Origin of the sequence: Salinigranum salinum, from assembly GCF_009176545.1 — an archaeon.
Taxonomy (GTDB): Archaea; Halobacteriota; Halobacteria; order Halobacteriales; family Haloferacaceae; genus Salinigranum; species Salinigranum salinum.
Window position 1 is genome coordinate 342,782 of record NZ_VTOJ01000002.1, and the last position, 14,610, is coordinate 357,391.

The 14,610-nt window shown below is 62.9% G+C and carries 11 protein-coding genes and 3 pseudogenes; 11 read left to right on the top strand and 3 right to left on the bottom strand.

Annotated features, from left to right (window positions below):
• Window positions 1–266: 266 nt before the first annotated feature.
• Complete coding sequence (locus tag FZP69_RS13360; RefSeq protein WP_152041903.1) at window positions 267–1,661, top strand: NAD(P)/FAD-dependent oxidoreductase; 1,395 nt, start codon at window positions 267–269, stop codon at window positions 1,659–1,661.
• Window positions 1,662–1,742: 81 nt separating this feature from the next.
• On the opposite strand, the pseudogene katG reads toward FZP69_RS13360, so the two are convergent.
• Window positions 1,743–3,908, bottom strand: a pseudogene (gene katG, locus FZP69_RS13365) (catalase/peroxidase HPI); the annotation flags it as partial.
• Between the two features lie 184 nt (window positions 3,909–4,092).
• Here katG and aceB point away from each other — a divergent pair.
• Window positions 4,093–5,400, top strand: coding sequence for a malate synthase AceB (gene aceB, locus FZP69_RS13370; protein WP_152041905.1), 1,308 nt, complete (start codon window positions 4,093–4,095; stop codon window positions 5,398–5,400).
• 423 nt (window positions 5,401–5,823) lie between these two features.
• Here aceB and FZP69_RS13375 read toward each other — a convergent pair whose 3' ends face one another.
• Window positions 5,824–6,246 (bottom strand): hypothetical protein, encoded by a 423-nt coding sequence (locus FZP69_RS13375; protein WP_152041906.1) that lies wholly within the window; start codon window positions 6,244–6,246, stop codon window positions 5,824–5,826.
• 343 nt (window positions 6,247–6,589) lie between these two features.
• Between FZP69_RS13375 and FZP69_RS13380 the strand changes: the two genes are divergently transcribed.
• From FZP69_RS13380 to FZP69_RS13405, 7 genes and pseudogenes are all read left to right on the top strand, one after another.
• Window positions 6,590–6,859, top strand: a complete 270-nt coding sequence (locus tag FZP69_RS13380) for a type II toxin-antitoxin system HicB family antitoxin (protein ID WP_152041907.1) — start codon at window positions 6,590–6,592, stop codon at window positions 6,857–6,859.
• Between the two features lie 3 nt (window positions 6,860–6,862).
• Window positions 6,863–7,114, top strand: coding sequence for a type II toxin-antitoxin system HicA family toxin (locus tag FZP69_RS13385; RefSeq protein WP_152041908.1), 252 nt, complete (start codon window positions 6,863–6,865; stop codon window positions 7,112–7,114).
• A gap of 14 nt (window positions 7,115–7,128) precedes the next feature.
• Window positions 7,129–7,269: a hypothetical protein gene (locus tag FZP69_RS22600; protein ID WP_192918582.1), complete on the top strand. Its 141-nt coding sequence runs from the start codon at window positions 7,129–7,131 to the stop codon at window positions 7,267–7,269.
• A gap of 349 nt (window positions 7,270–7,618) precedes the next feature.
• Window positions 7,619–8,515 carry a DUF3267 domain-containing protein gene (locus FZP69_RS13390; protein ID WP_152041909.1) on the top strand — a complete coding sequence of 299 codons (897 nt, stop codon included), beginning with the start codon at window positions 7,619–7,621 and terminating at the stop codon, window positions 8,513–8,515.
• 140 nt (window positions 8,516–8,655) lie between these two features.
• Complete coding sequence (locus tag FZP69_RS13395; protein ID WP_152041910.1) at window positions 8,656–9,102, top strand: hypothetical protein; 447 nt, start codon at window positions 8,656–8,658, stop codon at window positions 9,100–9,102.
• 264 nt (window positions 9,103–9,366) lie between these two features.
• Window positions 9,367–9,670: pseudogene (locus FZP69_RS23425) on the top strand (type II toxin-antitoxin system HicB family antitoxin).
• Window positions 9,671–9,673: 3 nt separating this feature from the next.
• Window positions 9,674–9,924 (top strand): annotated as a pseudogene (locus FZP69_RS13405) (type II toxin-antitoxin system HicA family toxin).
• Window positions 9,925–10,105: 181 nt separating this feature from the next.
• Here the strand turns inward: FZP69_RS13405 and FZP69_RS13410 are convergent.
• Entirely contained in the window at window positions 10,106–11,218 is a 1,113-nt protein-coding gene (locus tag FZP69_RS13410) for a pyridoxal-phosphate-dependent aminotransferase family protein (protein ID WP_152041911.1), read from the bottom strand.
• A gap of 220 nt (window positions 11,219–11,438) precedes the next feature.
• On the opposite strand from FZP69_RS13410, the gene FZP69_RS13415 reads away from it, so the two are divergent.
• On the top strand, window positions 11,439–11,771 hold the full coding sequence (locus FZP69_RS13415; protein ID WP_152041912.1) for a hypothetical protein: 333 nt from the start codon (window positions 11,439–11,441) through the stop codon (window positions 11,769–11,771).
• 106 nt (window positions 11,772–11,877) lie between these two features.
• Window positions 11,878–14,301, top strand: a complete 2,424-nt coding sequence (locus FZP69_RS13420) for an amino acid permease (protein WP_152041913.1) — start codon at window positions 11,878–11,880, stop codon at window positions 14,299–14,301.
• The last annotated feature ends 309 nt before the right edge of the window (window positions 14,302–14,610 follow it).

Genomic DNA, 14,610 nt, shown 5'->3' on the forward strand with positions numbered 1-14,610 from the left:
GCCATCGTCGGCGGTCGTCGGTTGGCGGCAGTCATCGGTCGGCGGCTGTCACCGGGCGTCTCCGACCTGTCCAATAGAGGATACGAAGACGGAGCGTCAGGGAGTCATACTGTCGGCTGGAAGTCCACGAAGAACTTCGAAACCCTCGGGTGCCGAACGTCTCGAGACAGTTACAGCCGACAGTATCAGATCGCCCTCCACCTCCGGGGGCTGCGGTCCGCCGGAGAGGAGTGGAGTTTAATACCGCCGCACCGAGCGAACGAAGTATGGAACGCGTGGACGTGGCCATCGTCGGCGGCGGACCGGCCGGGTCGTCTGCGGCCCACGCCGCTGCGGACGCAGGGGGGTCCGCACTGGTGCTGGAGAAGGGCGTCCCCCGGACCGACCGTCCCGACCGACTGGGTCCCGACTCGACTGACGCCGCGGGCATACTCGACTACTGGGTCGACATCATGGGGATCCATCCCGACGAGTTCCCCGACGGCGTCCTCCTCCACCACCTCGACCGCGCGGAGTTCATCGGCCCGAACGAGTCGGTGACGATGCGGTCGACGGGTATCGACTCCTCGTACGACCACTTCGGCTACTGTTTCCACCGTGCCCGCTTCGACGACTTCCTCCGCGACCGTGCCGAGGCGGCCGGGGCGGAGTACCGCGCCGGCGTGTCGGTCCGCGACGTCGAGACGGACCTCGACGCCTACGGGGGCGAAGACGATCCCCGACACCTGGTTCGGACGGCCGACGGGTCGAACGTCGGGGCGGACTTCCTCGTCCTCGCCGACGGTCCTCAGCGGACGATCACCAACAAGGTGCTCGATCGGTTCCTCCCGTTCGACATCACGGACCGACTCGCGTCCACCTCGTCCAACCACATCGCGTACCAGGAACACCGCCGTTTCCCCGAAGAGGTGTACGAGGAGGTGTCGGGTGCGATCAAGTTCTGGTGGGGGTACATGCCGGGACACACGGCGTATCCGTGGATCTTCCCGAACGACGACCGGGTGTGCAGGGTGGGGCTGACGATGCCCATCGGCCTTGACCTCTCGGAGGTAGCGGACCGCGAGAAGTACAAACTCCTCCACCCCGACGACGAGCGGATCCCCCGGGGACGAGAGTACATCCGTCGACTCCTCGAACAGGAGTACGGCGACGAGTACGACATCGAGTCGGACTTTCCCCTCGTCGAAGACCGCGCGAAGTCGAAGGGGACCGAGACGTACCCGATCTCGTCGACGCGCCCGATCGACTCGCCCGCGCGGGCGGGTATCGCCGTCGTCGGGGGCGCGATGGGTGCCACCTCGGCGTTCCACGAGGGCGGCGACCACGTCGCGGTTCGGACGGGCGCCATCGCCGGTCGGCTGGCGGCCGAGGGCGACCTCTCGACGTACAACCGCGCGTGGAAGGACGCGATCGACGACGAAGTCCTGCGAAACGTGGCGATGGCCGACATCGTCCACGACTACGGACCCGACGACTGGGACTGGGCGTTCCGGACGGCGAGGAAACTCCAGACCGACAAGGGCGGCTACCGGTCGCTCAGCGTCTCGAAGATGAGCGCCGGCGTGAGCGCCGCGAAACTGGTCGGGACGTACAAGAAGCGCAAGTTCACTTTCCGCAACGGCAAGTACGTCCAGCTCCGCGAGGACGAGTACACGGTCTGAGAGCGTGAAATCCGCTTGGATGAGGGCCGCGTCGTCCACCAAGGCGTCGGAGACGACCACCGCCCGGAGTCGCGCCCGTAGTTACTCGAGGTCGAAGCGGTCGAGCGTCATCACCTTCCGCCACGCGTCCGCGAAATCACGCACGAACTTCTCCTCGGCGTCGTCGGAGCCGTACACTTCCGCGATTGCCCGAAGCCGCGAGTTCGATCCGAAGACGAGGTCGACGCGAGTGGCCTGCCACTGGAGTTCGCCGGTGTCACGGTCGTACCCCTCGAAGACGTCGTCTGAGTCGCTTGACGCCTCCCACTCCGTCTCCATGTCGAGCAGGTTCACGAAGAAGTCGTTGGTCAGCGTCTCCGGCCGGTCGGTGAGGACACCGAAGTCGGAGCCGCCGTAGGTCGCGTCCAGCGCCCGCATCCCGCCGACCAGCACCGTCATCTCGGAAGGCGTCAGGTTCAGGAGCTCCGAGCGGTCCACCAGCAGTTCCTCCGCCGGCCGCGTGGCCTCGTCCGAGAGGTAGTTACGGAAGCCGTCGGCCGTCGGCCTGAGCGCCTCGAACGAGTCGACGTCGGTCTGTTCCCGCGAGGCGTCGGTCCGCCCCGGTTCGAACGGAATGGACACGTCGTACCCGGCGTCCGCCGCCGCCTGCTCGACGGCGGCGGTGCCGCCCAGAACGATCAGGTCTGCGAGCGAGACCCTCGTCCCGTCGGTTCGTGAGTCGTTGAACTCCTCGCGGATCTCCGCCAGCGTGTCCAGCACGGTCGCCAGCTCCGCCGGCTCGTTCACCTCCCAGTCTCGCTGGGGCCGGAGGCGAATCCGGGCGCCGTTCGCGCCGCCGCGTTTGTCGCTGTCGCGGAACGTCGACGCCGACGCCCAGGCGGTCTTGACCAGTCGAGAGACGGATAGGTCGGATTCGAGCACGTCCGTTTTGAGCGCGGCGACCTCCTCGTCCCCGATCAGTTCGTGGTCGACGTCGGGGATCGGGTCCTGCCACAGCATCTCCTCGTCGGGGACTTCCGGGCCGAGGAACCGCGACGGCGGACCCATGTCGCGGTGGATCAGCTTGTACCACGCCTTCGCGAAGGTGATGCCGAACGCCATCGGGTTCTCCTGGAAGCGCTCGACGATCTCCCGGTAGTCGGGGTCCCGTTTCAGGGCGATGTCCGTCGTGAGCATCATCGGGGTTCGCTTCTCTGACGGGTCGTGGGCGTCGGGGACGGTGTTCTCCAGCGCCTCGCCCTTCGGCGTCCACTGCCAGGCACCGCCGGGACCCTTCTCGGGCTCCCACTCGTAGTCGAGCAGGTTGTCGAGATATCCCATGTCCCACTCGATGGGAGACGACGTCCACGGCCCCTCGATGCCGCTGGTGATCGTGTCGGCACCCTTGCCGGAGCCGTACTCGTTCTCCCAGCCGAGGCCCTGTTTCTCGATGGGAGCCGCCTCGGGTTCGGGGCCGAGGTTGTCGCCGGAGTCGGCACCGTGGACCTTGCCGAACGTGTGGCCGCCGGCGATGAGCGCGACCGTCTCCTCGTCGTTCATCGCCATACGGCTGAACGACTCGCGGATGTTCTCCGCCGACGCGAGCGGGTCCGGCTGGCCGTCCGGCCCCTCCGGGTTCACGTAGATGAGTCCCATCACGGTGGCACCGAGCCCCTCCTGCAGCTCGCCGTCCTCGTCGAAGCGCTCGGACGCCTCCCACTCGTCCTCTGGGCCCCAGTCGACGGCCTCGTCGGGTGCGAAGTCGTCCTCGCGCCCACCGGCGAAGCCGAACGTCTCGAACCCCATCGACTCCATGGCGACGTTCCCGGACAGGACGAGCAGATCGGCCCACGAGAGGTTGCGGCCGTACTTCTGCTTGACCGGCCAGAGCAGCCGGCGCGCCTTGTCGAGGTTCGCGTTGTCGGGCCAGCTGTTGATCGGCGCGAAGCGCTGTCTCCCGCCGGCGGCACCGCCACGGCCGTCGCTGGTGCGGTACGTGCCGGCGCTGTGCCACGCCATCCGGATGAAGAGCGGCCCGTAGTGGCCGTAGTCGGCCGGCCACCACTCCTGTGACGTCGTCATCACCTCCTCGATGTCCGATTTCACCGCCTCGAGGTCGAGCTGCTCGAACGCCTCGGCGTAGTCGAACTCCTCGTCCATCGGCCCCGGTCGGTGCGCGTTCCGGTCGAGAACCGTCAGATCCAGCTGATTCGGCCACCAGTCGTGGTCGGTGCCTGTCATCGACGATCGGTTTTCGCGTCCGCCTGTTAAAGTTGCCTATTGCGAAGAATAATTTGTCTAATCTGAATGTATATTTTTCATTTGTGGTAATTCGATCGCTCCGACCGGTTCCCACGGAGATTGGAACTCGGATGGTACACAATCGTTACGAAACAATATCGCCCCGATACAAACTGATTAATAGCTCTCTTCGAACCCTGCACACGTCGATATGAGCACCGAAAGACACTACGAGCGCGAGTTCGTCCGGACGTTCTTCACCTCCCCGACGGCGGTGGAAGGCGAGGACGACTCCGCGAAGATGCTGCGGAGCGCCGCCGGTCTCCGGGGGATGCAGGCACCGGACACCTGGATCCCGGACAACGAGGACGCGACCGCGCCCTCGATGCGTGACGAGGGCGTCGAGAACATCGTCGACGTCGTCGCCGAACACGGGGCGGCGTTCCCGGGCGAGATCCACCCGCGGGTCGTCTGGCACCGCGACGACCCCTCGACACGCTACGCGGGCTTCCGGATGATGCTGGAGATCGCCGACCCCGAAAACGGCGCGGTCGACCACATCGACGGGTTCGTCATCCCCGAGGTCGGCGACATCGACGACTGGAAGAAGGCCGACGAGTTCTTCACCATCGTCGAGAACGAGCACGGTCTCGAGGAGGGAAGCCTCTCGATGTCCGTCATCGTCGAGAGCGGCGAGGCCGAACTCGCCATGGGCGACCTCCGCAAGGAGATGGGTCGGCCGTCGAACAACCTCGAACGGCTGTTCATGCTGGTCGACGGTGAGGTCGACTACACCAAGGACATGCGGGCCATGACGCCGACGGGATCGCTCCCCCCGTGGCCCGAGCTGCGGCACAACACCTCCCGTGGAGCCAGCGCCGCCGACCTCGTCGCCGTCGACGGGCCGTACGACGACATCCGCGACGTCGAGGGCTACCACGAGCGGATGGTCGACAACCGGGCGAAGGGGATGATCGGCATCTGGTCGCTGACGCCGGGACAGGTCGTCGAGGCGAACCGGTCGCCGCTCCCACCGAAGACCGGGAGCTGGCTGCTGGAGGTCGACGGCGAGGACGTCGAACTCGAGGCGGTGGACGGCAAACAGGTGTACGACGGGGACGAGGTCGAACTCGACGCGCTCGGTGACGATCGGTACGAGCTGGAGGTCGGCGACGACGAGATGGAACTCGACGCCGACGGCCTGCGCGAGGAACTGCTGGCCCTGACGTCGTACGTCCCCAGCATGGACGACATCGTCGACTCCATGGAGGAGTTCGAGGCGGCCAAGGAGGCCGGGAAAGGTGCCATCGCCATGACCCAGTCGGCGACCCTGGTCATCGACGGTGTCGAGATCGACATCAGCAAAGACCGCATGTGGGACGAGGCGACCTACCAGGCCGCCCAGACGCCGATCGCGCTGTTCCAGGACGTCTACGAACACCGACCGGACCAGCACGAGGAACTCGAGGAGATGTACGGTGCGGACGTCGTCGAGCGGGCGACGTCGGTCGGCAACTGAGCCCGCCGTCACCGCACTCGTCTTGCCGCGGCCGTCGGCTGGCATCGGTCGCTGACGCCAGTCGGTTCCGTTCGACCGGGCCACCCTGTCGCAACTGGTTTGTTTCCACACCGACTACTGTGCGCTGCACACCGCAGTCCCCGCCCGAGTACGCCTACGAGGGCGCGATGACGCGCGGAGAACCCCGGTGTGGCACATGAGGGCCCGCTCACACCTGGTTTCGACCGAACGTGGGCCGCCCGGCACGAGGGTTTCCCGGTTGACACGGCACGCAGCCCAGGGATGATACCGGTCGTTAGTGTTCCGGGCGTACACTTCGAGTATGCTCTTAGAAATATTTGTGAATAATATAGCTCGATTCAGTTGCGATCTACCGATGAGTCCGGTTCTTTGGTAGTAACCGCTCTTCCTACTGGATTCTGATCACCTGCGTCTAATCTGACGGCGAAGCAACTCCCCGCCCACGTACCCGATACAGCCGAATAAACACCCCCATGAGACGATGAGGAAATCGAGGTCGAAGAGAAAACCCAATCGCTCTGTGACGGTGAACCCTCGGTATAGGAAGAACACTTCGACAAGCCCTGTGGAGAAAAACACGAAACAGGAACTGGCAAGACCCAGAATGAACTCGCGACGGAAGTACGCGATTACACTAGACGATATTATTGCGATGAGTGTCGCAATGAACGGGGGGCTCGGGCCACCCCACGAAACAAACGAAGCAGAGCCGAAGACGCCTGTTAGATAACCGATTGCGACGACGAATGAGATGGCGAGAGACCCGATTATTGATGTCCTCAAGTCCACATCGTTACTCCCAAAGAGAACTTCGGCCCAGTACATTCCAAGCCCCGACTTTGTAACCTGTAATTGTAGTTTTTCTGTCTAAGACTCGGCGTATTGCGAATGCACACCGAGTGAGTGTTTGGTCGTTGATTGCCTGCTGAACTCACCTTCTGTATTCAGCAGGCAATTGCTGACGATATGGTGACAGGACATCGACATCCACGACTCGGAATCCGTTCGTGCCAAGATCATTCCTGAAGTAGATTACATGTGTCGACCTTCTTCGGTCAGTGGGCTATCCCGGCTAGTCCGACTGTTCGAAGAATCTGGATAGATGTGAGATGTTTGGATAGCCACCGACCAAACGCTTATTCGACGCGTTGCGCTATCCGTAGCTAGAATGGCCAGTTCGACCAGAGACGGAGCGACTCACACCGACGAGATTCGTCTGTGGCGCGAGGACGATTGGTGGGTCGCCAAACACGTCGAAACCGGAGTCACGACGCAAGGCCAGTCCAGAACGGCTGCACTAGAAAACCTCGACGAGGCGGTTGCGCTCCACAACGACGAGATCGGGAGAGATCCGACCGACGAGGAACTCCGTGAGATGGGAATCGACCCGGCCGACAACAGGACCGGTGACCGGGACGCACCAGACGTGCTCGACTAATCGATGGGGAGACGGACGTTCTCCGGCACGGAAGTCGTGAAGGTGCTGGTCAACGTCGGGGGCTTCGAGTGGCGACGGACGACTGGCGATCACGCACAACTGTACTACGAGCACCCCACGAACGAGGACGACCGACGGCGAGTCACGGTTCCGTTACACGACGAGCTTCGGACCGGAACGCTCCGTGGCATCGCCGACAGTGCCGGGGCCAACGACTTCGACGCGTTTTGTGAGTGGATCGACCGCCACGCCTAATCAGGACGGACGGGATGACATCCGATAGCCATACCGGCGACCGTACCCCGCTCGACGACGTGATGGACGATATTCGTCGAGAACTGGTGCTACGAGTCGCCAAGGCAGACCGGGAGAAACACCGCGACATCTACGACGCGCTCGAACACGAATAGTTCTCTCACGACCTTCGGTTCCCGACTCACAGAGTCCCAGTGTTTCACTTCCACCGAGCCTACTAGTAGAAGCTCGCCCGGTAGTGTTCCGGGTGTACATTTCGAGTATGCTCTTAGAATCATCAGTGAATAATATGTATATGTTCAGTTACGGTCTATCGTCGAGATCGATTCTTCCGTAGTAACCGCTCTTCCTACCGAATCTTGGAAACAGTCGGTGATAACGAGCTTGGAATGAGGTCTCCCGAGAGTACTGACATCTGTCAGCGTTGGATGGTCGTGCTGCATACAGGGCGTATATCGAGTATGGTGCGAACGCTTTTCTGCAAGAGGGATGTCACGCTAGTGAATGGATGACTTGTCTACTGAGCGAGTTCTCGCCGATCTCGAACTCACTCGCGGGCTTACGATTCAGATGCTGGCAATCGGCACGCTGGGAATGCTCGTCGGGTGGACGCTCTTTAGTGGCCTCTACCAGTTCACAACCGGTAACGCTGTAACGTTTCAATTTGCGCCGGTATCGGTCGGTTGGCTTGCAACCCCACTGAACATCCTCGTCCTCGTGTTTCTTGGGACCGCGGTTCTCGCACCCCACGAGTGGCTACATGGGCTCGCAATCAGATACTACGGTGGCGAGCCTCGCTACGGTGTCGGTGTCGCTCACTTCGTTCTCCCATATGCGTATGCGACGACCGATCACGAGTTCACGCGCAACCAGTTCATCGTGGTTCTCTTGACGCCCCTCGTCGTGATGACACTCGTCGGTATCCCCCTGATGATCCTTCTCGAGTGGGGCTGGCTGGCCATTCCACTGACACTGAATGCCGCTGGCGCGGTCGCGGACATCTGGATGACACTGATGGTAGTGAGCTACCCGGTACACATTCGTATCGTTGATCACGAACGCGGCGTCAGAATCCTTGGGAAGGACAGTGATCGTCCGCGTTCGCTGTCGATTACGTCGCTCGTCTGGGACGCACTCTCCGGTGCGGCGGTGGCGTTGTTTGTCGTGGGGATTCTCCTGGCACTTGGTGGTCCAATACTCCTCTCGGCGCTCGGAGTCGAATCGATGACGGTCGGGAAGCCGGGGACGATTACGTACCTCTTCGCGTTCGTCAACACCGCAGAAGAAATCTCGATCAGTGTCGGTCCGGGTGTCCTGAGTGTGGGTGGTCTGCTTGGATTGCTGTATGCGTTCGTGCGGAGCTATCGTCGAGGCAAACGGTCACTCACGGACACCGCGTAGCACATCCACCGATGAGGTACAACGGCTACGCTGAAGGAACAAGGGTAGACTGCCGGGGACACAGTCCGTATCTGTCCCCACTGTCTCTCGAAGGCCGGTAAGCCCATTACCGCACGGCGACACTTCCATACTACTTACTCATGGAGAAGACCCCACTGTTCCGAGAAGTGCAGCGGTTTCGCCAGCCGTGGCTCTGGGCACTCCTCGGCGGTATCGCGCTTCTTATGCTCGTGTTGGGACCCATTTCGTGGAGCGGGCTCGTCGTCGTCGGTGCGGTCGCTGGACTTCTGTACAGCCTTCGTCTCGAAACCGAAGTGAGAGCTGACGGCATCTATCTCAAAATGTGGCCGCTTCATCGGTCGTTCCGTCGGGTACAATGGACGGAGATTGAACGCTACGAGCCCGAAGAGTACAGACCAATTCGTGAGTTCGGTGGGTGGGGCATTCGCTGGGCACCCGGGAAGATCGCGTACAACGTACATGGCAACCAAGGGATTCGGATTTTGCGAACGAACGGACGCGTAGTGCTTATCGGATCACAGCATCCAGAGGAATTTGTAAAGACAATTGACGAGGCAGTACAGTAGTATCCTCGTTTCCGCTTGACCGCCACCAAGAACGAAGAGATAACAGAATTAGATTGCATGTGCCGAGTTCCGATTGGCGTGTCGTATTGTCTGAGTTCACGGCTCAATTCGTTCGATTTTTACTTCCACCGAGCCTACTAGTAGAAACTCGGCCGGTAGTGTTCCGGGCGTACACGTCGAATTCACCGGCAGTGGCTTCGTTGTGGACGTATTCTCGTGACATTAGTGCTCACCCGCGTGCGAGGTGTATCAGCTCACGACCGAATCCCTACGCGAGACGTCCTACTATCTCAGACCAACAGAGCCAGTTCGACGCGAGATGGGAGCCCGCACGAAGCGGAGATTCGGCTGTGGCGTGAGGACGACTGATGGGTCGCCAAAGACGTCGAAAACGGTGTCACCACGCAAGGGCAGTCTCGGGAGGCTACACTGGCAAACCTTGACGAGGCGGTCGCGCTCCACAACGACGAGGTTGGGAGAGCGCCGACCGACGAGGAACTCCGTGAGGTGGGTTCAGCCCCCGGACAACACGACTGGTACACAGGAGCCGCCGGACGTACTCGAGTAATCGATGGGGAGGAGGGCGTTCTCCGGCCGAGAATGGTGAAAGTACTGGTCAACGTCGGTGGATTCGAGTGGCGACGAACGACTGGCGACCACGCCCAGTTGTACTACGAACATCCGACGAGCGAAGCCGACAGACGGCGGGTCACGGTTCCATTACACGACGAACTTCGAGCAGGGACGCTCCGTAGTATCGCCGACAGCGCGGGTGCGAGGGATTTCGAGGAGTTCTGTGAGTGGCTCGACCGTAACTCGTAGTTCCCACTGCGACCGTGAGCGGGTTCAGAGTACATCGGTTCTCACGCACACTCTACTAGTCGTTCGTCGATCGGTAGTGTTCCGGGCGATATTCGTTTGATTGCAGGTCACGAGTCCGAAGCCGGGGATCGATCGAGACGGACCGGGACGAACGTGACGAGGTCAGGTGCCGCCCGACGGCTCACAGGTCGGCGACGTCCTCGATGGCGTCGGTCAGCGCCCTGATCGATTCCACGTCGTGTTCGCCCATGTGGCCGATCCGGAACGTCTTTTCGCCGAGCGCCGATCCGTACCCGTTCGAGAAGACGTAGTCGTACTGCTCGGAGACCGCGTCGATGGTCGCGGCGACGTCGATACCGCGCGTGTTCTCGATGCAGCTCACGGTCTGTGACTCGTAGCCCGCCTCGGGGAAGGTATCGAAGTGCTCGCGAGCCCACTCGCGGGTGTACTCGGCCATCTCCCGGTGGCGTCGGTCGCGCTCGGCGTGTCCCTCGTCGAGCATGTGTTTCATCTGTTTTCGGTAGGCGAGCATGATCGGGATCGCCGGGGTGGAGTGGGTCTGTCCCTTCCGATCGTAGTAGTCCAGACACCGCTGGAAGCCACCGTACCACGACGCCGACTCTTTCTCCAGTTCGCGCTCGTAGGCGGCGTCGCTGACGACGCAGGTCGTCAGCCCCGGCGGCATGGCGAACGCCTTCTGCGAGGAGTTGAAGATGACGTCGATGCCGTGGGCGTCGATGTCGACGTAGTCGCCGCCGAGCGACGACACCGCGTCGACGACGAAGTAGGTGTCGGGGTAGTCGGCGACGACGTCGCCGATCTCTTCGATCGGGTTTCTGACTCCCGTGGAACTCTCGTTCATGACGCAGCCCACGACGTCGTAGCCGGTGTCGCTCTCTTCGAGTCGCTCTCGCACGTCCTCGGGTTTGACCGCCGTGCCCCACTCGTACTCGAGTCGGTCGACGGTCTTGCCGAGTCGCTCGGCGACGTTGGCGAAGCGTTCGGAGAAGCTCCCGTTGGTCGCACAGAGGATGTGCTCGTCGACGAGGTTGAGCGTCGCCGCCTCCCAGAACTCCGTGCCCGACGCCGTGAGGACGATGACGTCGTTGTCGGTGCCGAGGAACTCCTTCGTGTCCTCGACGATGGTCGTGTAGAGGTCGGTCATGCGTTCCATGCGATGTCCGAACATGGGCTGACACATCGCCTCGATGACGTCCTCGCGCACCTCGGTCGGACCCGGGATGTACAGCGTCTTGTCGCGGTAGTCGTCCGTGTACTCGCGTTTGTCGGTCACGTGTTCCACCTGAGTACCGATGGCTGGGTGGGGGGATGTCATGGTACTTTTGATTCCGCGCTGAACACGGGGAGGGAGAGACGTGGCCAGTGAGACGGAGGGAGAGACGTAGCCAGTCGGGTCGGGAGTGGTCGTCACGGCGTTCGTCTCCGTCCTCGGGCGACCACCCTGCCACGAGACGTCGCGCCCCCTCCGGCGCGACGCTCATCAGCCCGTCGTCGTGGATCGCCTCGGCGATCGCGGGGAACCGGCCGCGGGAGGCGCCGTCCACCTCGCGGAGTCGGGACGACAGTCGCAGACCATCGCGGACGTCGACGACGCGTTCGACGATCGCCGCGGCGAGGTGCCCGCGCTGGCGCACCAGTTGCGAGTGTCGGACGGTGTGGCGTTCGTCCGGGGCGAACACATGCGAGACGCGATCCGACAGCTTGGTCTCGAGGCGGCGACTGTTCTGGCGAAACACCGGTACACGGTTACAACGGCCCTTATGAACTGGCATCGGAGCCACCCGGATCACGGGGGTGCCGGTGACGCGCCCGTGCGTGCTGTGTGACCGTATCCGTACGCGGAGTCGATTATATTTTGTGTGTTGTATATTTACAGGGGTTCGTGTATATATACCAGAGCGTTCATGTCCTCTGCCCGTGCTGACGTAGGGTATGACTGCCGCGGGGGACGACGCGTCTGTGTCGGCGGGGACGGAGCAGCTCACCGAGGAACTCAACCCAGAGATCGGGCTCGTCGGTGCTCTGGCCATCGGCGTCGGGACGATGATCGCCGCGGGCATCTTCGTCCTCTCTGGGCTGGCCGTCACCAACGTCGGCGCAGTCGCCATCGGCTCGTTCCTCCTCGCCGCGGTGATCGCGGGGTTCACCGCCGCCGCGTACGCCGAGTTCTCCTCGATCTACCAGGAGAGCGGCGGCGGCTACATGTTCGTCGCGAACACGTTCGACAGCGACGTCACGTACATCATGGGCTGGACGATGATTCTGGGCTACCCCGCGAGCGCAGCGTTCTACCTGGCGAGTTTCTCCGAGTGGTTCTTCCGGTTCATCTACCCGATCCTGGACGTGCCCGAGGCGCTGCCCTTCTGGATTCCCGGCCTCGCCATCCTCGGGCTGTTGATCCTCATCAACCTCAAGGGGACCGAGGAGTCGACCCAGTTCCAGATCATCGTCACCCTGCTCAAGGTCGTCCTGCTGTTGTTTTTCCTCTGGGGCGGGCTCCAGACGTTCGACTCGGCCGTCGTCGCGATCTCGGTCGCCGAGAACATCGACAAGGTGGCCCAGATCGGGCTCACGAGCGCGCTGGTGTTCATCACGTTCTTCGGCTTCTCGGCGATCACGACCAACGCCGAGGAGATCAAAGACCCCGGGCGGACGATCCCCCGGGCGATCTACCTCAGTATGGGGATCGTGACGGTCATCTACGCCCTCGTGGTGCTCGTCATCGTCCTCGCGGTCAACAACGCCGCGTTCCTCGACTTCCTCACCCAGAACGTCGACCTCGGCGGTCTCGACCCCGCGGCGTTCGTCGGCGAGAACGGCGAGGTGTCGATGGGGTACGCCGCACAGTACTACCTCGGCCCGATCGGGTTCAACGTCATCATCGTCGGGGCGCTCTTCTCGATGCTGTCGGCGGCGAACGCGACCATCATGGCCGGGTCGCGCGTGAAGCTCTCGATGGCCCGGCGGAGCCACCTCCCCCGCGGATTCGAGGACATTCATCCTGACTTCAACACCCCGTACAAAGCCGTCCTCCTGACGGGCGGGCTGATCCTGGTGTACATCGTCGTCTTCGCCATCGTCTTCGGAGAGACGGCCGGGACCGAACCCCTGTTCGGGCTCCACCTCGGGATCGAGGGGCTGGCACAGTTCGCCAACTTCCTCCTCCTGAGCGGGCTGAGCATCGTCAATATCGCGCTCATCCAGTCGCGACGGAAGTACCCCGACCTCGAGCGCGGCTTCAGGGTCCCGCTCGTCCCGTTCGTCCCCATCGTCGCCGTCCTCGCCAATGTCGGCCTCCTGCTCAACGTCGGCCTCGTCGCCTTCGCCATCGGGCTCGGCGTCGAACTCGTCGGCGTGGCCGTCTGGTTCACCTGGAAGAGTCAGAAGCCGCCCGTCGAACGCCTCGAACGCGAAACCCCGACAGCCGTCGCCGAGTACAAGGCGTCGGGAGAGGGGTATCAGGTCGTCGTCCCGATCGCGAACCCACGGAACGCCGCACAGCTGATGCGGACGGCGACGACGCTCGCCGCCGAGAACGACGGCGAGGTCCTGGTGATGAGCGTGGTCACTGTCCCCGAACAGACGCCGCTGTCACGCGGCCGCGAGCGCACGGACGAGAAGCGCGACGTGCTGAACTACGCCATGTCGATCGCCGACGAGGAGGGCGTCCCCGTCAGCGGGACGATCAGGATCGGCCACAACGCCGCCTCGGCCATCCTGAACACGATCATCCAGCACGACAGCGACGCCGTCGTCGTCGGCTGGAAGGGGAGACGAACCCAGCGACGCGACGTGGTGCTCGGGACGAACGTCGACCGGATCGTCGCCGAAGCCCCCTGCGATGTCTACGTCGAGAAGTTCGGGATGCGAGCCGACGGGGAGATCGACTCGATCCTGCTGCCCACCTCCGGCGGGCCGCACGCCGCGCTCGCGGTCGAGACCGCCGAGGCCGTCGCCAGACGAACGGGCGCGACCATCCACGCGGTGTACGTCCTCCCGCTGGACGCGGACGACGAGATACGCCAGCAGGGCCAGTCGATGCTTTCGACCGCGACAGAGAGCATCGACGACGTACCGGTCGAAACGACCCTGCTGGAGGGCGACGACGTCGTGTCTGCACTCGTCGACGAGAGCGCGAACCACGACCTGACCATCATCGGGGCCACCCGAGAAGGGGTGTTCCAGAAGTTCCTCTTCGGGACGATTCCGGAGACTGTCGCAGAGCGGGCCCAGACGACCGTCATCATGACGAAGCGCTCGCTCCCGGTCGGAGAACGGCTCCAGCAGTCGGTCACGAAGCTCCAGGAGCGAGCGACGGGGTACACCGACCCGCTGGAGGTGAACGACGTCGATTGATCGACGTCGAAGCGCGGCCGTTCGTCGGAGAGTCACATCTCTCACGATCGACGAGAGCTCCGAACGCTCCGAGGGTAGCAGTGGGTCGACCGTCTCGACTGTCCACACGGAGCCGGCACGCCGTACGGCAGGCTCGACGAGTGCCTCTCGTCGGGTCGGCACACACGCCCTTCCGTCGGGTCGGCACACACGCCCTTCCGTCGAGTCGGCACACACGCTCTTCCGTCGAGTCGGCACACAAGCCCTTCCTGTCGACCGGCACACACGCCCTTCCTGTCGACCGGCACACACGCTTTTTACCGACCGCCC